The organism is Guyparkeria sp. (assembly GCF_041687595.1).
Taxonomy (GTDB): Bacteria; Pseudomonadota; Gammaproteobacteria; order Halothiobacillales; family Halothiobacillaceae; genus Guyparkeria.
Genome location: NZ_JAWLBP010000040.1, coordinates 1 through 21000 on the forward strand (window position 1 = coordinate 1; position 21000 = coordinate 21000).

A 21000-nucleotide genomic window follows, 5' to 3' on the forward strand; every position below is an offset into this window, starting at 1 on the left:
CTTGGTATCGGTCAGCGTATCGAGCAAGTTCTGCGTCATCAGGGATTCGAGCAGGCCGACCACCGCGATCGCCGCCGAGTACGGCAGGATGATCATCAGAGTCTCGAGGTTCAGCGGGATGTCCGGGAACAGGAACACCGGCAGGGTGTCGGGCATCTCGCCCATGTCACCGACGGTACGCACGTCGATGTTCATCAACCAGGCGATGACGGTGAGCACCACGATGGTGACCAGCGGCGAGGGGATCACGTTGGTGATCTTGGGCAGGCCGTAGATGATCACCAGCCCGGCCGCGGTCATGGCGTAGACGTGCCAGGTGACGTTGGTCAGCTCGGGCAGCTGCGCCATGAAGATCAGGATGGCCAGCGCGTTGACGAAGCCGGTCATCACCGAATTGGAAATAAACCGCATCAGCCGGTCGAGGCGTATGTAGCCCGCCGCGATCTGCAGCACCCCGGCGAGTATCGAGGCGGCCAGCAGGTACTCAAGCCCGTGATCCTTGACCAGGGTGATCATCAACAGCGCCGTGGCGGCCGTGGCGGCCGAGATCATGCCTGGCCGGCCACCGGTGAAGGCGATTACCACGGCGATGGCGAACGAGGCGTACAGGCCCACCTTGGGGTCGACGCCGGCGATGATCGAGAAGGCGATCGCCTCCGGGATCAGCGCCAGGGCGACGACCAACCCGGAAAGGGCATCACCGCGCATGTTGGAAAACCATTCCTGCTTGATGCGGTACCAGTTCATCGTGATTCTCTGTTCAGGATGTTGTCATGCTGCCGAGATCCCGCCCGATCGATCCACGACGATCGGCCACCAACCATGCGGCACGGGACGCGCGATGAGCGCCGACGCGCGACATCTTCACTTTCCCCGCCCGAAGGCAATTGCATTGATCGGGCGGCCCGACCGAACGGCAGGACCATCCCTCCTTATCCCGGCGGGAATGGCAGTTCGGCACGACAGACGAGGCGCGGAATGTACCAGATCAACGGGTTGCTTTCACGTGGCAGGACGCGACGATGCCTCGCCCCGGAACTGCGACAGGATACGCGGGCCCATGACAACGATCTGACGCCGGCATGGACAGCAAGCGAAACATCACCCGGCGCACACCCACGACGGGCTGCCAACGGCCTTCATCGCGCGGTCGGAGTAGCGCCTCGCGCCCGGACGGGGCGAAAGACGCCTGCTTCCCGGTCCTTCGCCAGCTCTCCCAGCGGACGCACCAGTCCGCTCATCGCGAGGAAAATGCCCGGACGCGAAGCCCCCTGAACGAACCCCAGCGCCAGCCCCAGGTTCAGGGCCGGCTCGACGGCGTCGATCTCGAAGGGGCGCATGGCACCGGTCAGCACCACCAGTCGGTCGGCCAGCCGCCCTGCGATCACCTCCGCGGTCTGTTCCATCGTGTCGGTGCCATGAATCACGATCACGGGTGCAGCGCGCCAGCGTGGGTCCGCCGCATCGATCGCCGCGACGATCGCCTCCCGGTCCGCGTCGGTCATCTCGAGGCTGTCCTTGCATACCGGCTGGACACAGACAAGGTCCAGATTTTCCCTCGCGCTGGCGACGATCATGTCCACCGCCGCATGACCGGGGACAACCTGCAAATCGCCCCTGATCGGGTCGTAACGCTTGTTGAACGTGCCGCCGGCATCCACCAGCAGCACGGGCAGGTCACTCGAGTCGCTCATGGCGGTTCGCCTCCGGTCATCCGGGCCGGTCGACTTCGCAGCGGATGCGTTTGCCGGCCAACTGAAGTAAAATGGCGGATTGATTCTAAACGACCCACCCAAATTCGGTGCACGCCGAGCAAGCCACGACTTCATGGACAACCAGCCGAAACGCTACATCGTCGAGTCAGTGACCAAGGCCGGCGCCCGCTTCCGTCCCAGCGACTGGATCGATCGCATCTCGAGCTGGGATGCGACCTTCGCACAGCATCGCCTGGTCTATTCGCAGCGGCTGCACCCCGTCATGATGAACGGACAAAAGGTGCTGGCCATCGAACCGGGCCTGAAGAAGAATAACCGGCAGATGTTCGATGCGGTGATGCAGTTCATCGAGCGGAACAACCTCAAGATGCACGTCCAGTACGCGGACGGCGAGCTCGAGGAATACGACCCGGAGAACGATCCGCTGGCAACCGCCGATACCGACTGACGTCATGACGCATAACCCTCCCCGCATCGGCTTCATCAGCCTGGGCTGCCCCAAGGCACTCGTCGACTCCGAACGCATCCTCACCCAGCTCCGCGCTGAAGGCTACGCGCTTTCGGACAGCTACGAAGATGCCGAACTGGTCATCGTGAACACCTGCGGCTTCATCGATTCTGCCGTCGAGGAATCACTCGACACGATCGGGGAGGCACTCGCCGAGAACGGCCGCGTGATCGTCACTGGCTGCCTGGGTGGCCGCGACGAGGGTGAACTGGTCCGCGAGGCCCACCCGAACGTGCTTGCCGTGACCGGTCCGCAGGCCTACCAGGAAGTCATGGACGCGGTCCACCAGCACCTGCCGCCACGCTTCGATCCGTTCATCGACGTGATGCCCGAGCCGGGCAGCCAGCAGCGGACCCAGGCCGACGACGGCATGCCGGCCCTGGACGATGCCGTCGGTGTCAAGCTCACGCCGCGCCACTACGCGTATCTCAAGATCTCCGAGGGCTGCAACCACCGCTGCAGCTTCTGCATCATCCCCGGCCTGCGCGGCGATCTGGCCAGCCGCCCGATCGGCGAGGTGATGAGCGAGGCCGAGAACCTGGTCAACGCCGGCGTGCGCGAACTGCTGGTCGTCTCCCAAGACACCAGCGCCTACGGCGTGGACACCCGCTACAGGCTCGATTTCTGGGGCGGGCGTCCACTCAAGACGCGCTTCGCCGAGTTGGCCCGCGCGCTGGGCTCGCTGGACGCCTGGGTCCGGCTGCACTACGTCTACCCCTACCCGCACGTCGACGATGCGGTCGAACTGATGGCCGAGGGCCTGGTACTGCCCTACCTGGACATCCCGTTCCAGCACGCCAGTCACCGCATCCTCAAGCTGATGAAGCGTCCGGCCTCCAGCGAGAACGTGCTCAAGCGCATTCGCCGCTGGCGCGAGATCTGCCCGGAGATCACGATCCGTTCGACCTTCATCGTCGGCTTTCCCGGCGAGACCGAAGCGGAATTCCAGGAACTGCTCGACTTTCTCGACGAGGCCCAGCTCGACCGCGTCGGCGCCTTCGCCTACTCGCCGGTCGAGGGCGCGACGGCCAACGAGCTGCCCGACCCGGTCCCGGAAGACGTCAAGCAGGAGCGTCTCGCCCGCTTCATGGAGAAGCAGGCAGCGATCAGCGCGGCCAAGCTGGCAAAAAAGGTGGGGCAGCGCATGCCGGTGCTGGTCGACGACGTCGACGAGTCCGGGGCGGTCGCGCGCAGCATGGCCGATGCCCCGGAAATCGACGGCGTGGTCTACCTGCCGGAGGTCACCGACGTCGTGCCGGGCGATTTCGTCGAGGTCGAGATCGTCGACTCCGACGAACACGACCTGTGGGGCCTACCGGTTCCCTGATGCCACGGACGGACGAGCCGCCACTGCGTGCGATCGTCTCGTTTCACCGTGACGAGGAGCGCCACTGGTTCGCCCGGCTCGAATGCGGCCACCATCAGCATACCCGCCACGACCCGCCCTGGGTCGAGCGCCCGTGGGTGAAAAGCGAAGCGGGACGACGGCGGATGATCGGCCACCGGCTGGCCTGCAAGAAATGCCTCGAAGGCGCCCCGCCCGACCCGGCACCGGATTTCGATCCATCAAGACATGAAGGAGGCGCGGAATGAGCAGCGACGAGCAACGTCCGTTCAAGCCCCTGAACATCGCCGTACTGACCGTATCGGACAGTCGCACACTCGCAGAGGACCGCTCCGGCGATCGGCTGGTCGAACGCCTCGAGGGTGCCGGACACAGGCTATACGACCGTCAAATCCTGCCCGACGACATCTACCGGATCCGGGCGGCCGTCTCGCAGTGGATCGCCGCGGCAGACTGCGACGTGGTGATTACCACCGGCGGCACCGGGCTGACCGGTCGCGACGGCACACCTGAAGCGGTATCGGTGCTGTTCGACAAGACAATCGACGGCTTCGGCGAGATGTTCCGCGCGATCTCCTTCCAGAACATAGGCAGCTCCACCCTGCAGTCGCGTGCCACCGCGGGGGTGGCCAATCGCACTTACCTGTTCGTCCTGCCCGGCTCGACCGGCGCCTGCACGGACGCTTGGGACAACCTCATCGAGAGCCAGCTCGATTACCGCAAGCGCCCCTGCAATCTCGTCGAGCTGATGCCGCGCCTCAACGAACGCTGATCCGGCACCTCGAACAACCCACCGTGACGCCACAATCGCGCGGCGCGCGCCTCTTCGGGGCCGCCGGATTCATCCGGTCATGCCAAGGCGGAAAGCGCCCCAAAGGTAAGCCACGTCGCCAGCAGGGCGTAGATCCCGGCCAAAAGGTCGTCGAGCATGATGCCCAGCCCACCACCGACGTGACGGTCGAGCCAGCCGATCGGCCAGGGCTTGAGCACGTCGAAGAAACGGAACCAGGCAAAGACGATCAGCAGTTCCCACCACTGCGTCGGCAGCAGGACGAACACCAGCAGCACGCCGACGATCTCGTCGAAGACGATACCGCCGTGGTCGTGCACGCCCAGCCGGCGGCTGGCGCCCTCGCAAATGGCCACCCCGGCGACGAACAGCACCGCCGTCAGGCCGAGAATCAACGCGATCGTGGCGCCCTGCCCCAACCAGGGAACAAGGGAGGTCGTCAGGAGCCAGCCCAGCAGCACGCCGGGCAGCGTGCCGACGGTCCCCGGGGCCTTCGGCGACAGGCCGGTGCCGAAGCCGAACGCCAGCCACATCATCGGGCTTTTGCCCAGTTCGCCGACCCTCACCGTCCGTTTCGACTGCGGCGCATCCATGCCTTCAATCCTCGCTGGGGAAATGGGTATAGCCGCGGCGCTTGGGCAGCGCTCGACCGTGACACTCCCGGATCTGTCCGACCGGCCCGTCGACCAGGCGGCCGATAACCGTGAGCCCCAGTTCCGGTTCGACCTCCATCCCCTCGGGCAGGGCCACGATCAGTTCGTAGTCGTCACCGCCCGTGATCATCCGGTCGATATCCTCCGGGCGGGCATCCAGCCAGTCGCTGGCAGCCGGGGACACCGGAACGGCGGACAGGTCGATCTCCGCACCCAGACCGCTGGCATCCAGCAGATGCCCGATGTCCTGCAGCAGGCCGTCGGAGCAGTCCAGTCCCGCCGACGCCCGGCCCAGCAGCGCCCGGCCTGCCGCCAGACGCGGCTCCGGCCCGTCCAGTCGCCTGCGCAGGTACTCCCTTGCCGCGGTTCCCAGGGCCTCGGGCACCGCGGCTGGATCCTGGGCCACGACCAGCCCCAGGGCGGCGTCACCGATGAACCCGGTCACTGCCAGGCGGTCACCGGCCTTCGCCCCGCTCCGAGCGATGATCTTGCCGGGCGGGAGGGTTCCGAACGCGGTTACCGACAGCGTCAGCACGCTCGATCCGACGGTGTCGCCCCCGATCAGGTCACAGCCCCATCGTTCGGCCACGCCACGCAACCGGGCGGCGAAGCGGGACAGCCAGTCGCCGTCGGTCTCGGGCAGGCCCAGCGACAGGGTGAAACCCAGCGGTTCGGCGCCCATGGCCGCCAGGTCGGACAGGTTGACGGCCAGCGCCTTGTGCGCGATGTCTTCGGGGGCGGTATCGGGAGGAAAGTGCCGGCCGGCGACCAGCATGTCGGTGGTGACAACCAGGCGGCTGTCAGCCGGCGGGTCGATCACCGCGGCATCGTCGCCGACCGCCAGCACCACTTCCGGGCGCCGGGCGGTCCAGTCGAAATACCGGGCGATCAGGTCGAACTCGTCCATCAGCGTGATTGCATCGGGCCCGGCAGCCGATCAGCGCTCACGTCGGGGTTCGGTGGGGCGGACCTCGTCGGCCAGACGGTCGAGCACACCGTTGATGTAGCGATGGCCGTCGGTGGCGCCGAAGCGCTTGGCCAGTTCCACGGCCTCGTTGATCACGATGGCCCTGGGGACGTCGAGGGCATGGATCAGTTCGAAGGCGCCGAGGCGGAGGATGGCGTGCTCGATCGGATCAAGCTCCTCTACCGGCCGATCGAGATGCGGCTCGATCGAGGCGTCCAGGTCGACGGCATGCTGTTCCACCCCCCTCAGGATCCGGCGGAAGAACTCCAGGTCGATGCGCAGCATGAAGCTGTCTTCCATGAACTGCGCCTCGAGCTGATCCACGGGAATGGGGTTCATCAGCTGCTGGTAGAGCCCCTGCGCAGCCCGCTCCCGCGCCCAGCGGCGCTGCTTGCGCGCCGGTGAGCCACCCGCGCGTCGCTTGCCGCCGGCAGGGGATGGCCCCTCGTTTTCGGGTGACGGACGCGAGGAATCGCGGTGGTCTGGCTCGTCCTGGGGAAAGCGCTTGATCATGGAATCAGTCAATCTGGTCGATCTGTTCGAGAAGGTTGATCATCTCGATGGCGGTGGCGGCGGCTTCCGAGCCCTTGTTGCCGGCCTTGCTGCCCGCCCGCTCCATGGCCTGGTCGACCGTGTCGGTGGTCAGCACGCCGAAGATCACCGGCATGTCGAAGTCCGTGGCCACCCCGGCGATGCCCTTGGCGGCCTCGCCCGCCACGTAGTCGAAGTGGGGCGTGGCGCCGCGGATGACCGCGCCCAGGCAGATGATGGCGTCGAACTTCTCGCTCGCCGCGACCCGCTGGGCGACCAGGGGCAGTTCGAAGGCGCCCGGGGCCATGACCACCGAGATCTGCTTTGGATCGACGCCGTGCCGACGCAGCGTGTCAATCGCCCCGTCGCGCAGCCTGTCGACCACCTGCGCGTTCCAGCGCGTCGCGACAATGGCGTAACGCCCCGCCTTGGCGGTCAATCCGCCCTCGATCACCTGAAGCTCATTCATGCTCGTCTTTTCCAAATGCGGCGGTCATTCCGCCTCGTCGTGAATGTAGTCGACCACTTCCAGGCCGAACCCGGCCAGGGCGTGGAAACGCTTGGGTGCACTCATCACGCGCATCTTGCGCACACCCAGGTCCTTGAGAATCTGTGCCCCGACACCGTAGTTGCGCAGCTCCTCTACCTCGGGCTCCGTCCCGCCGGCCGGCTCCGAAGACTCCCACCCCTGCAGCTGCCGTAGCAGCTCGTCCTCGTTGGGGGTCGAGCGCAGCACCACGGCCACGCCGGTTTCCATGCCCGCCAGCCTCGAGAGCACGTCGGAGAACGGCCAGCCGCAGTCCCGGCCCTGCGGTTCGAACAGGTCGCAGACCGCGTGGTGCACGTGCACCCGCACCGGCGTCGGGGTTTCCGCGTCCGGGGTGCCGCGCACGGCGGCGAACTGCAACTGGCCACTGGTGTGGTCCCGGTAGGCATGCAGGGCGAAGCGACCGTGGCGGGTGTCGATCTCGGTCGAGAACTCGCGCTCGACCGAGCGTTCGTGACGCATCCGGTAGCGGATCAGGTCCTCGATCGAGCCGATCTTGATGCCGTGTTCCTCGGCGAAGCGTTCGAGGTCCGGGCGGCGCGCCATAGTGCCGTCCTCGTTGAGGATCTCGACGATCACCGCCGACGGTTCGCGGGCCTCGGCCAGGCGGGCGAGATCGACGCCGGCCTCGGTGTGCCCGGCGCGGGCCAGCACGCCGCCCGGACGGGCCATCAGCGGGAAGACGTGCCCGGGCTGAACCAGGTCGGCGGGCTTGGCGTCCGGGGAAACGGCCGTGCGGATGGTGCAGGCGCGATCGGCCGCCGAGATGCCCGTGGTGACGCCGCGCGCGGCCTCGATGGACACGGTGAATGCCGTCTGGAAGGCCTCGCGGGTTCGGCTGACCATCAGGGGCAGCTCGAGCTGTTCGCAGCGTTCCTGGGTCAGTGTCAGGCAGATCAGGCCGCGACCGTACCGGGCCATGAAGTTGATGTCCTCGGCACGGGCCTGCTCGGCGAGCATGACGAGATCGCCCTCGTTCTCGCGATCCTCGTCGTCGACGATGATGACCATGCGCCCGGCGCGCAGGTCGTCGAGGATTTCATCGATCGGACTGAAACTCATACTTTCTCTCAACGCCACTCGAACCGCCATCGCGGGCAATCCGTGATTGTATCACTCCCGACGGCTCACCCGGATACCGGGCCGGCCGCGCCTGTGGACAGGTCCTGGTAGGGACTCTGCGCCCCGCCGGCGCCGGACCCGTCCTTCCCGACATCCCCGGCCTGCAGCAGGCGCTCGAGATAGCGGGCCATCAGGTCCACCTCGAGGTTGACCTGCCGCCCCGGCTGGTACTCGCCCATGATCGTCACTTCGAGCGTGTGGGGGATGATGGTCAGACGGCAGCGCACGCCGCTGACCTCATTGACCGTCAGGCTGATCCCGTCGATGGCCAACGAGCCCTTCTTCGCCACGTAGCGCGCCAGCTCGGGCGGCACGCGCAGCCAGAATTCGGTGGCCCGCGCGTCGCTGCGGCGCGAATCGACTACCGCCAGCCCGTCGACATGTCCGCTGACCAGGTGTCCGCCCAGCGGGGTGGCCAGCGTCAGGGCCGGCTCGAGATTCACGCGCGAACCGACATCGAGCTGGCCGAGCGTGGTCAGGCGCAGGGTCTCGTTGGAACAGTCCACGGAAAAGGTCGAGCCGGAAAGTTCGGTCACCGTCAGGCAGACGCCGTTGACGGCAATGCTGTCACCCAGCGCGGTGTGGTCGAGATCGAGCCCCGGCGCCTCGATGGTCAGCCGGCTGTCGCCCCCCATCGGGGTCCGGGCGAGCAGCGAGCCGACGGTCTGGATGATTCCCGTGAACATGACAAGACCTCTTGCAGGTGATGGATGCACCGCCTGGAGGCGGCAGGCAAGGATTATCGGGCGTCAACGGGCCAACGGCCGCAGCGTCAGCCTCAGGTCGTCGCCGATACGGGACTCGGACACCAGCCGCCAGCGCCCCGCCCGGCCCAGACCTTCCGGCTCGGGGATGGCCAGCGAGGGGCGCGCCTGGTGCCCGAGCAGCACCGGGGCCTGGTAGAGCACCAGCTCGTCGGCCAGCCCCGCCGCCACGAAGGCGCCGGCCAGCTTGGCCCCGGCCTCGACCAGCACCTCGTTGATCTCGCGAGCGGCCAGGTCCTCGAGAATGAAACCCAGGTCCATGCCCTGCCCGGCGGCCCAGGGGGCCTCGACCAATGTCGCGCCGCGCTTGCCGAGCGTGTCGTGGTGCACGCCGGCCTGTGCGTCGCGCGTGTAGATCCAAACCGGCGCGTCGACGTCGAACAGCGCGGCGAAGGGCGGCAGCCGCAGTCCGGAATCCAGCACGACGCGCACAGGCTGGCGAACCGGGGCGTCGATGTCGAGTTCCTCTGGCGTCAGACGCACGTTCAGACGGGCGCTGTCGGTCAGCACCGTGTCGATCCCGGTCAGGACCGCGCATTGACGCGCCCGAAGGAACTGCACGTCCCGCCGCGCCGCCTCCCCGGTGATCCACTGGCTCTCGCCGCTGGCCAGCGCGCTGCGCCCGTCGAGCGACTGGGCCACCTTGACGGTCACCCAGGGACGCCCGCGCTCCTGGCGGAAGAGGAAACCGCGGTTGAGTTCGCGAGCGGCCTCGGGGGCCGCGTCCTCGACCACCTCGATGCCGGCACGGCGCAGGATCTCGTGCCCGCGCCCGCCGACGCGGGGGTCGGGATCGGTCATCGCCGTAACCACGCGAGCCACACCGGCCTCGACCAGCTGCGGGGCGCAGGCCGGCGTACGACCGACGTGGCTGCAGGGTTCGAGGGTGACGTAGGCCGTCGCCCCACGCGCCCGCTCGCCGGCCTCCCGCAGAGCAACCACCTCGGCGTGCGGTCCGCCCGCACGGGCATGAAAGCCCTCGCCCACGACCTGCCCGTCGCGGACGATCACGCAGCCGACCCGCGGGTTGGGCGAGGTCGTGGCAAGCCCCCGCTCGCCCAGCGCCAGGGCGCGGGCCATCCAGTGCCGGTCGGCAGCCGTCACCGGATCAGTTGGCATCGCCGATCAGGGGAAGCTGGTGGTCGGGATCGCTGATCACGTCGTTGGCCAGCGACTCGATCGCGTCGCGGAAGGCCTCGACGCTGTCGAAGCTCAGGTACACCGAGGCGAAGCGGATGTAGGCGACGTGATCGAGTCGACGCAGCTGTGCCATGACCAGCTCTCCGATCTCGCGAGCCGGGATCTCCCGCTCGCCGCGGCTGCGAAGTTGCCGCTCGATCTGCTCGATGGCCTCCTCGATCCGCCGGGTGGGCACGGGGCGCTTTTCCAGCGCCCGCATCATCCCGTCACGCAGCTTGCGCTCGTCGAAATTCTGTCGCGCGCCGTTGGACTTGACCACCCGCGGCATCTGCCGGTCGGCCCGTTCGTAGGTGGTGAAGCGCTGACCACAGGCCGGGCATTCGCGTCGACGCCGGATGGCCTCGCCGCCCTCCACCGCCCGCGAATCGACCACGCGGGTGTCGTCATGGCCACAGATCGCGCAGTGCACGGACGAAAGCCCCCGATCAGCCCTGGTTGGCCTCGTAGACGGGCAGACGACGACAGAGCGCGGTGACCTTTTCGCGCACCGCCTCGATTACCGAATCGTTGTCTATATCGTCGATGATGTCGCACATCCAGCCGGCGAGGTCACGGGACTCGTCGACACCGAAGCCTCGGGTGGTGATCGCCGCGGTGCCCACCCGGATACCCGAGGTGACGAACGGCGACTGCGGGTCGTTGGGCACGGCGTTCTTGTTGACCGTGATGTGGGCACGGCCCAGCGCCTCGTCGACCGCCTTGCCGGTCAGGCCGCGCTTGACAAAGCTGACCAGGAACAGGTGGTTGTCGGTGCCGCCGGAGACCACGTCGATGCCGCGGTCGACGAATACCTGCGCCATGGCGCGAGCATTGTCGATCACCTGGTGCTGGTACGCCTTGAAGTCCGGCTCCAGGGCCTCCTTGAACGCAACCGCCTTGCCGGCGATCGCATGCATCAGCGGCCCGCCCTGGGTGCCCGGGAAGATGCGCGAGTTGAACTTCTTCTCGAGGTCCGGATCTGCCTTCGCCACGATAATGCCGCCGCGGGGGCCGCGCAGGGTCTTGTGGGTGGTCGAGGTGACCACGTGGGCGTGCGGCACCGGGTTCGGGTACAGCCCTGCGGCCACCAGCCCGGAGACGTGGGCCATGTCGACCATCAGGTAGGCGCCCACCGAGTCGGCGATCTCGCGGAAGCGTGCCCAGTCCATCACACGCGAGTAGGCGGAGAAGCCGGCGATGATCATCTTCGGCTTGTGCTCTTTCGCCAGTCGCTCGACCTGGTCGTAATCGACGTAGCCCTCGGCGTCGATGCCGTACTGCACGGCGTTGTAGATGCGGCCGGAGAAGTTCGGCTTGGCGCCATGAGTCAGGTGACCGCCATCGGCCAAGCTCATGCCGAGCACGGTGTCGCCCGGCTCGACCAGCGCCTGGAACACCGCGGCGTTCGCCTGGGAGCCCGAGTGCGGCTGGACGTTGGCGTAGTCGGCGCCGAAGAGCTTCTTGGCCCGGTCGATGGCCAGCTGCTCGGCCACGTCGACGTACTCGCAGCCGCCGTAGTAGCGCTTGCCGGGATAACCTTCGGCGTACTTGTTGGTCAGCACCGAACCCTGCGCCTCCATGACACGCGGGCTGGCGTAGTTCTCGGACGCGATCAGCTCGACGTGATCCTCCTGGCGGCGCACCTCGGCCTGGATGGCATCACTGAGTTCCGGGTCGTAACCCGCAATGGTCATGGATTTGGCGAACATGAATCGGCTCCTGAAAAACGTCAACTCAAACGCTGGTGCGCCAAAGACTCGGCGCCCGCAAACACGAGCGGCCGACTCCACCCTGGGGAGACGACCGACAGTTGCCCGGGATTCTAGCATGCCGGGCGGTATCGCCCCGCCCTCGGTAAACGCGCCCGATGCATGCATAACATGAACATCGATTCCCGCGGCCCGCTGCACGACGGGATCGACAAAATCGCGCGAGGTCGCGACAATAGGAGCAACCCGGACCGCCGGCCAACCGAAATGGCCCGTTCCCGATATCATGACTTTCAAGGGAGCCCGAACGCGATGATGACCGACAACGACCGCGATGCCCTGGTCGACTTTCTCTCCCGTCACGTCGACACGCAGATCCTCACCCATGCCGAGGTCGGCGCCTTTCTCAACTTCTGCGACTTCGAGATCATAGAGCGCGGCCAGATCATCGCCGACATCGGCGAGGTGGGCGAATCGCTCTATTTTCTCCTTGAAGGGACGGCCGAGCTGATCGTGGGCCCGACCACCAACGAGGTCCCGGTCGGCCAGATCCACGCGGGCGAGATGCTCGGCGAGATGAGCTTTTTCGACCGCCAGCCACGCAACGTGCGCATGCGGGCGCGAAACAACGTCCGCCTGTTGCGCCTGCCGCGCGAGAAATACAACCGATTGCGGCTCGAGTACCCCGTCCTGACCGTGCTGTTGCTGGAATACGCGATCGTGAGCCTGGATCACCTCTACCGTCGCACCAGCACGGACGTGGCTCAGCTAAACCAGTACATCCACAGCATGGGCGGCTGAACACGCTCCGACGTACTGCCTTTCCGCCCCGGGACCGGATCCGGCCCGGGCCGACCCGCAACCTCTCCCCCGCCCCGAACCTTTCCTGCCCCGCACACCGCCCGGGACACGCGCTCCGATCAGCCGCGCCGCAGCCGCAACGCGTTGCCGATCACGGCGATGGAGCTGACCGACATGCCGATCGCCGCCAGCCAGGGCTGAACGAAACCCAGTGCCGCCACTGGGATCGCGATGCCGTTGTACCAGACCGACCAGGTCAGGTTCTGGTGGATCACACTCATGGTGCGCCGAGCGTAGGTGATCGCGAATGCCGTCTCCACCACCCGGTCGTTGAGCAGCACCATGTCCGCACTGTGCTTGGCCACGGCCGTGCCGCCGCCCATGGCCATGGACACGTCGGCCCGAGCCAGTACCGGCGCATCGTTGACGCCGTCGCCGACCATCAGCACCCGCGCGCCATCGGCCTGCAGTCGTGCCACCCGGTCCATCTTGTCTTCGGGCAGCAGGCCACCGACCGCGCGATCGATGGCAAGCTGTTCCCCGATCATCTCGGCACGCGCCGGCTGATCGCCGGACAGCAGCCAGACCTCGACCCCGGCCGCCTTGAGCCGGCTCACGGCCTCGGCCGCATCCTCGCGCAACTCGTCGCCCAGCACGGCTCGGGCCACGGCCTGGCGCCCTCTGGCCACCCAGACGACCAGTTCGTCGACCGCGGCCTGGTGTCGGGGCATTTCCACGCCGAGTTCTCCCATCAGGCGGGCGTTGCCCACCGCGAAGGTCTCACCGTCGATGCGCCCGGTCACACCCAGTCCGCTGCGGCTTTCCACGTCGCCTGCCTGGACAGGCCGACTTCGCCCCTCGCCCCAGGCATGCAGCGCGCGCCCCACGGGATGATCCGCATACTGCTCCAGGGCTGACACGATCGATCCGAGCCGGTCCTCATCGATCTCCCCGAGCGGCTCTACCCGGCGCACGACCAGCTCGCCGCTGGTCAGCGTACCGGTCTTGTCGAAGACGACATGCGTGACCTTCGCCAATGTCTCAAGCGCCTGGCCACGGGTGACCAGCAGGCCGGAGCGGGTCAGCCGACCCACGGAGACGGCGATGGCCGCCGGGGTAGCCAGCGACAGCGAGCAGGGACAGGTGATCGCCAGGATGGCGACGGCAATCCAGAACGCCCGGGACGGGTCGATCACCAGCCAGACCCCCGTGACCAGCACGGTGGTGACGAGCAGACCGACGACAAACTTGCGTGCAAAGCGGTCGGCCACCTCGGCCACACGCGGCTTCTGCGACTGGGCCCGGTCGATCAGTCGGACGATGGAGGAAACCATGGTGTCCTGCCCGACCTTCTCGACGCGCACGACCAGCGGGCTCTCGGTGTTCAGGGTGCCCGCCGAGACCTCGTCGCCCACGGACTTGGTCTCGGGAATGCTTTCGCCGGTCAACATGGCAGCGTTCACGCCACTGGTTCCCTCGAGCACCACGCCGTCCGCGGGCACGGGGCCCCCGGGACGTACGAGGATACGGTCCCCCGGGACCAGGTCGAAGGCGGGAACGACCGCAACCGACCCGTCGGGCTCGAACCGGTTGGCCACCTGCGGGACAAGCTTGTTCAGTGATTCGGAGAGTTCCCCGGCCTTGTGCCGGGCGCCCTGCTCCAGGAACCGGCCGGCAAGGAGCAGGAAAACGAACATGGTCACCGAGTCGAAGTAGACCTCGCCGCTGCGGGTCAGCACCGCATACACGCTGCCGCTGTAGGCCAGCAGGATACTCAGGGAAACCGGCAGGTCCATGCTCACGCGTCGCTGCCTGAGATCCCGCCAGGCCGGACGGAAGAACGCCTGTCCCGAATAGAGCACGATCGGGGTGGACAGGACCAGGCTGACCCACCAGAAGAAGTAGCGCAGGTCGTCGGAGAGATCCAGGAAGTCGCCGAAGTACAGCGACATCGAGATCATCATCACCTGCAGGTATACGAGCCCGGCGACCGCCAGCCGGCGCATCATGTCGTGGCGCTCGCGCCGGTAGACACGGTCCTGCCGGTTTGGGTCGTACGGGTAGGCGCGGTAGCCGATCGCGGCGATCGACTTGAGAATGTCGCTCAGCTTCACCTGGCGGTTGTCCCAGACTACCTGGGCGCGATGGGTGGAGAAGTTGACCGAGAACGACTCCACGCCGGGCAGCTGCCGCACGTGCTTCTCCGACAGCCAGATACAGGCTGCACAGACGATGCCCTCGAGGATCAGAGAGGCCTCGCGCCGGTCACCCTCGCGATTCGCGACGAACGACTTCTGCATCTCGGGGCGGTCGTAGATCGACAACTCCTCGAGCACGCGGTTGAGATCGTCGTCCGGACGCGGCGAGGCTGCCGTGCGGTGACGGTAGTAGTCCTCCATGTCGGCCTCGACGATCGCCTGGGCGACCGCCTGACAGCCGGGGCAGCACATGTCGCGCTCTTCCCCGAGCACGCATGCCCGGTAATCGGCCCCCGGGGGAACCGGTAGACCACAGTGGAAGCAGGACGGCTCCCCCTCGGCAGGAGCCGTCGCGAGTCGTGTGTCGGTCATGACGAGATCAGCGGACGGGATCAGCGGTCAGCAACGTCGGCCCAGCCTCGCAGCTTGTGGGTCGCTTCGCCATGCGTGATGTTGATCACCACCTCCCACCGACCCGGGCGGCTGGGTTCGACCATGGCCTGGTACACGCCGGGACCGATCTCCGTCAGGGTCTGGTCGAAGTCCAGCCGGGCGCTGGCCGGGCGCAGGAAGCTGGCGACCACCTCGGCATCCCGGATCGGCTCGCCCTCGGCGTCAGTCACCTCGACTCGGAAGGGCGTCTCCTCGCCCACCACGGGGGCCTCCACCCAGCCGCGTCCGACCTGCCAGCCACGACGGGTCTGCTCCTGCAGCGCCTGGTCGTAGGCACGGAACTCGGCGTACTTCTCCTGGAAGTCGTGTGCCACCGTGCCGGGGAAGAAGGACGTCGCGACCGGGCCGCCCTGCGGTTCCGGGAGCAGTTGCTTGGCCGCACCGGCCGACAGTCCGTTGGTCGCCAGCGTGAGGAAAATCGAGTTGAGCAGGATGATCACCGCGAAGAACGCGATGATGGTGGCCGGCCCGGCATGAAAGGTCATCTTTTCCGCGGCGGCATTCCGCGGCGGAGAGATGAGCCCGAGGATGAAGGCGGTCATCACCAGCACAGCCGATGCCATCGCCACCACGTCGATGCCGGGCCAAAACAGGATCGCGAACGGCGCGTAGGCCGCCAGGGCCAGCACACCCAGGATGAACGCGATCTGGCGTCCGGCCGTCGGGAAGCGACGACGCAGCAGGAAGAAGATGATCGGAATCAGGACAACGCCGATCCCGGCGGGCATCAATACAGGCATGGTTCAGGAATCCCGAAAGGGTGGGCGCGACGGCCGACCGGGCCGCCGCAACGGCTCATTGAAAGACGAACGTTGCACTGTGGACCAACGGCTCGAGCTTGTCATCCTGCTCACTGAGGACGAACTCGATGTCCTTGCGCTCGACTCCAGCCTCGCGCGGGGCCCGCACGTGCACCAGGTACTTCCTTGAACCGTCAGCAGGAATCGCCAGCGTGTCGAAATCGCCCACGATGCTCACCACGGCATTATCCATGCCTTTGAGTTCCAGATCGAACGCCAGGTCTTCCTGCAGCTTGTTGTTGATCTTGACGTTGTAGTTGTTCTGGATCTGGCCGTCGGACATCACGGTGAACAGCGGCTGACGCACCTGCTGCACCGACATGTCGGCGGGTGCCCGCGCAAAGATGCCGTAGAGCAGGAGCGCGGTCGCCGCCAGTGTCGCCAGCCCGTAGCCGATGGTGCGGAACTTGAAGAGGTTCGGCTTCTCGCCGGTTTCCAGCTCCTGCTCCGATGCATAGCGGATGAGGCCCGTGGGCCAGCCGCGCTTGGTCATGATCTGGTCGCAGGCGTCGATGCACAGCCCGCAGGAGATGCATTCGAGCTGCAGGCCGTCACGGATGTCGATCCCGGTCGGGCAGACCTGCACGCAGAGCTTGCAGTCGATGCAGTCGCCGACGCCCTGGGCATGGCGCTCCTCGAGCGTCATCAGGCCCTGCTTGAGCGGCTGGCGACCCGCTTCCCCCTCGCCTCGCTTGGCATCGTAGGAAACCACCAGGGTCTCCTTGTCGAACATCACGCTCTGGAATCGGGCGTAGGGGCACATGTAGATGCACACCTGCTCGCGCGCGAAGCCTGCGAATATCAGGGTCGTGGCGGTGAGGATGCCGGTGGTGATGTAGGCCGCACTCGCCGCATCGAGGGTAAGGAAGTTGACGAACAACTGCGGCGCGTCTGCCCAGTAGGAGGTAAAGGTGAAGCCGGTCCAGAACGCGATCAGCGTCCAGATGGCCACCGTCAGCCCCTTCTTCGCGATCTTCTCCCCGTTCCAGGGCTGCTTCTCCAGACGCATGCGCTTGTTGCGGTCACCCTGAACCAGGGCCTCGACCTTCATGAACACGTCCGTCCAGAGCGTCTGGAAGCAGAAGTAGCCGCAGAAGGCCCGCCCCACCAGGCCCGTGACGAAGAACAGCAGCCAGGCGGCCAGGATCAGGAATCCAGCCAGGAGGAACATGTCCTGCGGATGGATAACGAGATCGAACAGGTAGTAACGGCGCCCGGGGATGTCGAACATCACCGCCTGGTCCGGGCCGGTACCGCCTCGATCCCAACGGACCCAGGGCAGGAGGAAAAACACGCCATAGGCCACCAGCAGCACGATATCCTTGAATCGGCGGAACCGCCCCCGGATAGCCTTGGGGTGAATCGGCTCACGCTTTGCATAGAGCTGCTCGGCGTTGTAGCTCGGATCGTTCTCGGTGGCCATGTTCACCCTCCCTTATACATAAACAAGAGGTATTATATACCCCATAGTTTGTATGGTTAAACAACACGCATCTTCCCGGCGCTGCGCTCCCTGCCCGATCTGCATACAGAAACACCGGCTTGTCGCCGGTGTTCCTTCACGTGCTGCTCGATTGTGCGAGTCGGCGGATCAGTTGCCCCCGAGCTGCCGGACGTAGATCGCCAGCATGCGGATCTGAGTCTCGGTCAGGCGATCGCCGAAGCCCGGCATTTCCCGCTGGATGCCGTTGTTGACCACGTGCTTGATCTCGTCGACCTTGCAGGCGGTGTCGCCACCGCAACCCGGCACGTCGGCCACATCCCAGATGGCGTCGGCGAGATTCGGGGCGCCCATCGCCTCGTTGCCCTTGCCCTCGGCGCCATGACATCCCGCACAGGTCGCGAACGCCTGCTTGCCGCGACTGGCCGCTTCGCCACTGATTTCGGCTTCGCCCGACAGGCTCAGGACGTAGTTGGCAAGATCATCGATCTGGTCCTCCGGCACGTTCTGCGCCGGCATATTGCCCTGAATGCCGTTCGCGATCTTGTCGACGATGGTCTCGTAGGAGTTGCCCCACAGCCAGTCGTTGTCGGCCAGGTTCGGGAACAGTCCGACCTTGCCCTGACCGCCGGCCCCGTGGCAGGCGGCGCAGTAGTCACCAAAGGTGCCGTGACCAACGGAGAGGGCGAACTGCAGGGTGTCCGGATCCTGCTCGATCGCCTCGAAGCTCATGTCCTCGACACGGGAGACCCACTCCTGCTGAGCCAATGCCGACGGGCTGCTCTGCATGTCACGGGTGAACAGCGCCCGGGTGTTCCAGGGCTCGGAGACGGTCTTTGTTTCGCCATCTTCCGTCTCGACCGTGTACTCCACCGAGCTGATGCCCTTGGTGTAGTTATCGCCGTACGGCCAGGCCGGGTAGAGGATCCAGTAGACCACCGAGAACACGATCGTGACGTAGAACGCCCACAGCCACCAGCGCGGCAAGGGGTTGTTGTATTCGCGCAGATCACCGTCCCAGACATGCCCGGTGGTCTCGACCTGCCCCTGCTTATTTTCCGTTTGACTCATCTTTCTTCACCTGTTGTTTCTTTTGTTGCGTGGGGTCGAGCTCGTCGTCGTCCATGAAGGGGATGTCCTTGTACGACTCCAGCCGCTGCTTGCGCCGCTTGCCGGTGTAGACGTACAGGATGATTCCCACGAAGGCACTGAAGAACAGGATCAGCGCCAGCGGCTTGCTGTTCTCCATGTTGCCCAACCACGCAAAGATATCGCCGATCAAGAGAGCACCTCGACAGTGGCGGTTTCAAGTATTAACGGAACTGGTTGAAGTGGCCGTCTTCGTACTTCGAGAAGTCGACCATCGTGCCCAGCATCTGCAGGTAGGCCACCAGCGCGTCCATCTCGGTGATCTGCTCCGGCTTGCCGTCCCAGTTCTCGGCCGCGGCCTGTGCTTCGAGCACCTCGGTCGCATTGGAGATGTGCAGGCTATCCGCCATCTCGGCACCGAACTGTTCGACGTTCGCGTCGTACTCGTCCTGCGAGCGCGAATACGGAACACCGACGCGCTTGAGTGCGATCATCCGGTTCTCGATCTGACTGTAGTCCAGTTCGGTCTCCAGCAGCCAGGGATAGCCCGGCATGATCGACTCGGGCACCAGCGACTTCGGGTCGACCAGGTGCTGGGTCTGCCATTCGTTGGAGTACTTGCCACCAACGCGCGCCAGGTCCGGCCCGGTCCGCTTGGAGCCCCACTGGAACGGATGGTCGTACTGGGACTCGGCCGCCAGGGAGTAGTGACCGTAGCGCAGCTGCTCGTCGCGGAACGGACGGATCATCTGCGAGTGACAGGTGTAGCAGCCTTCGCGGACGTAGATGTCCCGGCCCCGCAGCTCCAGCGGGGTGTAGGGGCGAACGCCGTCGACTTCCTCGACCGTCTCCTCGATGTGGAACAGCGGGACGATCTCGACCAGCCCCCCGATGCTGATGGCCGCCAGGGTAAGGACGATCAGCAGACCGGAGTTGATTTCAATGCTTTCGTGTTTCATTCACCTAACCTCAATCCATTAGCGTGCGGCGGCAGCCACGGCGTCACGACCTTCGTCAGTTGCCGACTGACGGGCACCCGAGATCGTCATGTACAGGTTGTACGACATCAGCAGCATGCCCGACAGGAAGAACATCCCACCGATCGCACGCACCACGTACGGAATGTGCATGAACGAGACGGTCTCGATGAAGGTGTAGGCGAGGTTGCCGTACTCATCGAACGCCCGCAGCATCAGACCCTGGCCGATACCGGCGACCCACATGGAGACGATGTAGAGCACCACGCCAACGGTGGCCAGCCAGAAGTGCACGAACACCAGCTTGGTGGAGTACAGCGTCGTGCCCCAGAGGCGCGGAATGAGGTGATAGAACGAACCGATGGTGATCATGGCCACCCAGCCCAGCGCGCCGGAGTGAACGTGACCGACGGTCCAGTCGGTGTAGTGCGACAGCGCGTTGACCGACTTCAGCGACATCATCGGACCCTCGAAGGTCGACATGCCGTAGAAGGCCAGCGCGGTGATCAGGAAGAGCATGATCGGGTCGGTCCGCAGCTTCTCCCAGGCACCCGACAGCGTCATGATGCCGTTGATCATGCCACCCCAGGATGGCAGGAGCAGCAGGATGGAGAAGGTGGCAGCCAGGGTGGAAACCCAGTCCGGAAGCGCGGTCCAGTGCAGGTGGTGGGCACCGACCCACATGTACAGGAACGACAGCGCCCAGAAGTGGACGATCGACAGGCGGTAGGAGTAGATCGGGCGACCGGCCTGCTTCGGCACGAAGTAGTACATCATGCCGAGGAAGGCGGCGGTCAGGAAGAAGCCGACCGCGTTGTGGCCGTACCACCACTGCGTCATCGCATCCTGTACACCGGAGAACAGCGAGTAGGACTCGAGGCTGAACAGAGAGACCGGCACCTGCAGGTTGTTGAAGATGTGCAGCAGCGCGGTGGCGAGGATGAACGCCATGAAGAACCAGTTCGCCACGTAGATGTGCGGCTGGCTGCGCTTGACCAGGGTCATGGCGTAGATGGCGAAATAGGCCACCCAGACAACGGTGATCAGCAGATCGACCGGCCAGATGAACTCGGCGTACTCACGGCCCTGGGTGTAGCCGGCCATGTAGAACAGAATCCCGGAGAGGATTGCGAGTTGCCAGCCCCAGAAGGTCAGCTCGGGCAGCAGGTTGCCGCCCCAGAGGCGCGCCTGGCAGGTGCGCTGCACGATGTAATAGGACGTGGCGAACAGCGCACTACCACCGAAGCCGAAGATGACCAGCGTCGTGTGCACCGGGCGCAGACGACCGAAGGTGATCTCGGCGATGTTGAAATTCAAAAACGGCCATGCCAGCTCACTGGCAATATAGACACCGGCAAGCATCCCCAACACGCCCCAAATCATGGCCATGATGGCGAACTTCTTGACGATG

23 protein-coding genes are annotated in these 21000 nt (G+C 65.7%); 5 read left to right on the forward strand and 18 right to left on the reverse strand.

Annotation, left to right across the window (positions count from 1 at the left end; translation table 11 throughout):
- On the reverse strand, positions 1–747 hold a 747-nt coding region (locus tag ACESL5_RS07215; protein WP_372592105.1), incomplete at its 3' end, for a SulP family inorganic anion transporter.
- A gap of 392 nt (positions 748–1139) precedes the next feature.
- Entirely contained in the window at positions 1140–1694 is a 555-nt protein-coding gene (locus tag ACESL5_RS07220) for an asparaginase domain-containing protein (RefSeq protein WP_372592106.1), read from the reverse strand.
- Between the two features lie 133 nt (positions 1695–1827).
- Here ACESL5_RS07220 and ACESL5_RS07225 point away from each other — a divergent pair, with 133 nt between their 5' ends.
- Genes ACESL5_RS07225 through moaB form a run of 4 tightly spaced genes read left to right on the forward strand, consistent with a single transcriptional unit; the run spans position 1828 to position 4340 of the window.
- A complete protein-coding gene (locus tag ACESL5_RS07225) occupies positions 1828–2163 on the forward strand; it encodes a DUF3579 domain-containing protein (RefSeq protein ID WP_372592107.1) in 336 nt (111 codons plus the stop codon).
- Between the two features lie 4 nt (positions 2164–2167).
- On the forward strand, positions 2168–3550 hold the full coding sequence (gene rimO, locus ACESL5_RS07230; protein ID WP_372592108.1) for a 30S ribosomal protein S12 methylthiotransferase RimO: 1383 nt from the start codon (positions 2168–2170) through the stop codon (positions 3548–3550).
- The gene (locus ACESL5_RS07235; protein ID WP_372592109.1) at positions 3550–3816 is read left to right on the forward strand and encodes a DUF3565 domain-containing protein; all 267 of its coding nucleotides are present in this window, start codon (positions 3550–3552) and stop codon (positions 3814–3816) included. Before rimO ends, ACESL5_RS07235 begins: the two co-directional genes overlap by 1 nt.
- Complete coding sequence (gene moaB / locus ACESL5_RS07240) at positions 3813–4340, forward strand: molybdenum cofactor biosynthesis protein B (protein WP_372592110.1); 528 nt, start codon at positions 3813–3815, stop codon at positions 4338–4340. Before ACESL5_RS07235 ends, moaB begins: the two co-directional genes overlap by 4 nt.
- Before the next feature lie 77 nt (positions 4341–4417).
- On the opposite strand, the gene ACESL5_RS07245 is transcribed toward moaB, so the two are convergent.
- The 9 genes from ACESL5_RS07245 to glyA form a co-directional block, all read right to left on the reverse strand.
- Complete coding sequence (locus tag ACESL5_RS07245) at positions 4418–4951, reverse strand: phosphatidylglycerophosphatase A (protein ID WP_372592111.1); 534 nt, start codon at positions 4949–4951, stop codon at positions 4418–4420.
- A gap of 4 nt (positions 4952–4955) precedes the next feature.
- The gene (gene thiL / locus ACESL5_RS07250; RefSeq protein ID WP_372592112.1) at positions 4956–5918 is read right to left on the reverse strand and encodes a thiamine-phosphate kinase; all 963 of its coding nucleotides are present in this window, start codon (positions 5916–5918) and stop codon (positions 4956–4958) included.
- 30 nt (positions 5919–5948) lie between these two features.
- The gene (nusB, locus tag ACESL5_RS07255) at positions 5949–6503 is read right to left on the reverse strand and encodes a transcription antitermination factor NusB (protein WP_372592113.1); all 555 of its coding nucleotides are present in this window, start codon (positions 6501–6503) and stop codon (positions 5949–5951) included.
- Positions 6496–6978: a 6,7-dimethyl-8-ribityllumazine synthase gene (gene ribE, locus ACESL5_RS07260; protein ID WP_372592114.1), complete on the reverse strand. Its 483-nt coding sequence runs from the start codon at positions 6976–6978 to the stop codon at positions 6496–6498. Before ribE ends, nusB begins: the two co-directional genes overlap by 8 nt.
- A gap of 24 nt (positions 6979–7002) precedes the next feature.
- Entirely contained in the window at positions 7003–8118 is a 1116-nt protein-coding gene (ribB, locus tag ACESL5_RS07265; RefSeq protein ID WP_372592115.1) for a 3,4-dihydroxy-2-butanone-4-phosphate synthase, read from the reverse strand.
- 65 nt (positions 8119–8183) lie between these two features.
- Positions 8184–8864, reverse strand: a complete 681-nt coding sequence (locus tag ACESL5_RS07270) for a riboflavin synthase (RefSeq protein WP_372592116.1) — start codon at positions 8862–8864, stop codon at positions 8184–8186.
- Between the two features lie 63 nt (positions 8865–8927).
- Entirely contained in the window at positions 8928–10061 is a 1134-nt protein-coding gene (ribD, locus tag ACESL5_RS07275) for a bifunctional diaminohydroxyphosphoribosylaminopyrimidine deaminase/5-amino-6-(5-phosphoribosylamino)uracil reductase RibD (protein ID WP_372592117.1), read from the reverse strand.
- Positions 10051–10551, reverse strand: a complete 501-nt coding sequence (gene nrdR / locus ACESL5_RS07280) for a transcriptional regulator NrdR (protein ID WP_372592118.1) — start codon at positions 10549–10551, stop codon at positions 10051–10053. Before nrdR ends, ribD begins: the two co-directional genes overlap by 11 nt.
- Positions 10552–10567: 16 nt before the next feature.
- The gene (gene glyA, locus ACESL5_RS07285; RefSeq protein ID WP_372592119.1) at positions 10568–11830 is read right to left on the reverse strand and encodes a serine hydroxymethyltransferase; all 1263 of its coding nucleotides are present in this window, start codon (positions 11828–11830) and stop codon (positions 10568–10570) included.
- Positions 11831–12142: 312 nt separating this feature from the next.
- On the opposite strand from glyA, the gene ACESL5_RS07290 reads away from it, so the two are divergent.
- A complete protein-coding gene (locus tag ACESL5_RS07290; RefSeq protein WP_372592120.1) occupies positions 12143–12631 on the forward strand; it encodes a Crp/Fnr family transcriptional regulator in 489 nt (162 codons plus the stop codon).
- 119 nt (positions 12632–12750) lie between these two features.
- Here the strand turns inward: ACESL5_RS07290 and ACESL5_RS07295 are convergent, their stop codons facing one another.
- From ACESL5_RS07295 to ccoN, 7 genes are all read right to left on the reverse strand, one after another.
- Complete coding sequence (locus ACESL5_RS07295) at positions 12751–15201, reverse strand: heavy metal translocating P-type ATPase (RefSeq protein ID WP_372592121.1); 2451 nt, start codon at positions 15199–15201, stop codon at positions 12751–12753.
- 20 nt (positions 15202–15221) lie between these two features.
- Entirely contained in the window at positions 15222–16022 is an 801-nt protein-coding gene (locus ACESL5_RS07300) for a FixH family protein (RefSeq protein WP_372592122.1), read from the reverse strand.
- Positions 16023–16077: 55 nt separating this feature from the next.
- A complete protein-coding gene (ccoG, locus tag ACESL5_RS07305) occupies positions 16078–17505 on the reverse strand; it encodes a cytochrome c oxidase accessory protein CcoG (RefSeq protein WP_372592123.1) in 1428 nt (475 codons plus the stop codon).
- Positions 17506–17673: 168 nt separating this feature from the next.
- Positions 17674–18594: a cytochrome-c oxidase, cbb3-type subunit III gene (gene ccoP, locus ACESL5_RS07310; protein ID WP_372592124.1), complete on the reverse strand. Its 921-nt coding sequence runs from the start codon at positions 18592–18594 to the stop codon at positions 17674–17676.
- Entirely contained in the window at positions 18575–18772 is a 198-nt protein-coding gene (locus tag ACESL5_RS07315) for a cbb3-type cytochrome oxidase subunit 3 (protein WP_372592125.1), read from the reverse strand. The genes ccoP and ACESL5_RS07315 overlap by 20 nt, the downstream gene beginning before the upstream one ends.
- 64 nt (positions 18773–18836) lie before the next feature.
- Entirely contained in the window at positions 18837–19571 is a 735-nt protein-coding gene (gene ccoO, locus ACESL5_RS07320) for a cytochrome-c oxidase, cbb3-type subunit II (protein ID WP_372592126.1), read from the reverse strand.
- Positions 19572–19589: 18 nt separating this feature from the next.
- On the reverse strand, positions 19590–20999 hold the full coding sequence (ccoN, locus tag ACESL5_RS07325; protein WP_372592127.1) for a cytochrome-c oxidase, cbb3-type subunit I: 1410 nt from the start codon (positions 20997–20999) through the stop codon (positions 19590–19592).
- Position 21000: the final 1 nt, after the last annotated feature.

Coding starts and splice junctions, on each gene's coding strand:
- moaB (WP_372592110.1), top strand. CDS start 3,813: ATGAGCAGCGACGAGCAACGTCCGTTCAAGCCCCTGAACATCGCCGTA.
- ACESL5_RS07295 (WP_372592121.1), bottom strand. CDS start 15,201: ATGACCGACACACGACTCGCGACGGCTCCTGCCGAGGGGGAGCCGTCC.
- thiL (WP_372592112.1), bottom strand. CDS start 5,918: ATGGACGAGTTCGACCTGATCGCCCGGTATTTCGACTGGACCGCCCGG.
- ccoG (WP_372592123.1), bottom strand. CDS start 17,505: ATGGCCACCGAGAACGATCCGAGCTACAACGCCGAGCAGCTCTATGCA.
- ACESL5_RS07315 (WP_372592125.1), bottom strand. CDS start 18,772: ATGGAGAACAGCAAGCCGCTGGCGCTGATCCTGTTCTTCAGTGCCTTC.
- ACESL5_RS07225 (WP_372592107.1), top strand. CDS start 1,828: ATGGACAACCAGCCGAAACGCTACATCGTCGAGTCAGTGACCAAGGCC.
- ribE (WP_372592114.1), bottom strand. CDS start 6,978: ATGAATGAGCTTCAGGTGATCGAGGGCGGATTGACCGCCAAGGCGGGG.
- ribB (WP_372592115.1), bottom strand. CDS start 8,118: ATGAGTTTCAGTCCGATCGATGAAATCCTCGACGACCTGCGCGCCGGG.
- ACESL5_RS07235 (WP_372592109.1), top strand. CDS start 3,550: ATGCCACGGACGGACGAGCCGCCACTGCGTGCGATCGTCTCGTTTCAC.
- ccoO (WP_372592126.1), bottom strand. CDS start 19,571: ATGAAACACGAAAGCATTGAAATCAACTCCGGTCTGCTGATCGTCCTT.
- ACESL5_RS07290 (WP_372592120.1), top strand. CDS start 12,143: ATGATGACCGACAACGACCGCGATGCCCTGGTCGACTTTCTCTCCCGT.
- ACESL5_RS07220 (WP_372592106.1), bottom strand. CDS start 1,694: ATGAGCGACTCGAGTGACCTGCCCGTGCTGCTGGTGGATGCCGGCGGC.
- glyA (WP_372592119.1), bottom strand. CDS start 11,830: ATGTTCGCCAAATCCATGACCATTGCGGGTTACGACCCGGAACTCAGT.
- ribD (WP_372592117.1), bottom strand. CDS start 10,061: ATGCCAACTGATCCGGTGACGGCTGCCGACCGGCACTGGATGGCCCGC.
- ccoP (WP_372592124.1), bottom strand. CDS start 18,594: ATGAGTCAAACGGAAAATAAGCAGGGGCAGGTCGAGACCACCGGGCAT.
- rimO (WP_372592108.1), top strand. CDS start 2,168: ATGACGCATAACCCTCCCCGCATCGGCTTCATCAGCCTGGGCTGCCCC.
- ACESL5_RS07270 (WP_372592116.1), bottom strand. CDS start 8,864: ATGTTCACGGGAATCATCCAGACCGTCGGCTCGCTGCTCGCCCGGACC.
- ACESL5_RS07245 (WP_372592111.1), bottom strand. CDS start 4,951: ATGGATGCGCCGCAGTCGAAACGGACGGTGAGGGTCGGCGAACTGGGC.
- ACESL5_RS07300 (WP_372592122.1), bottom strand. CDS start 16,022: ATGCCTGTATTGATGCCCGCCGGGATCGGCGTTGTCCTGATTCCGATC.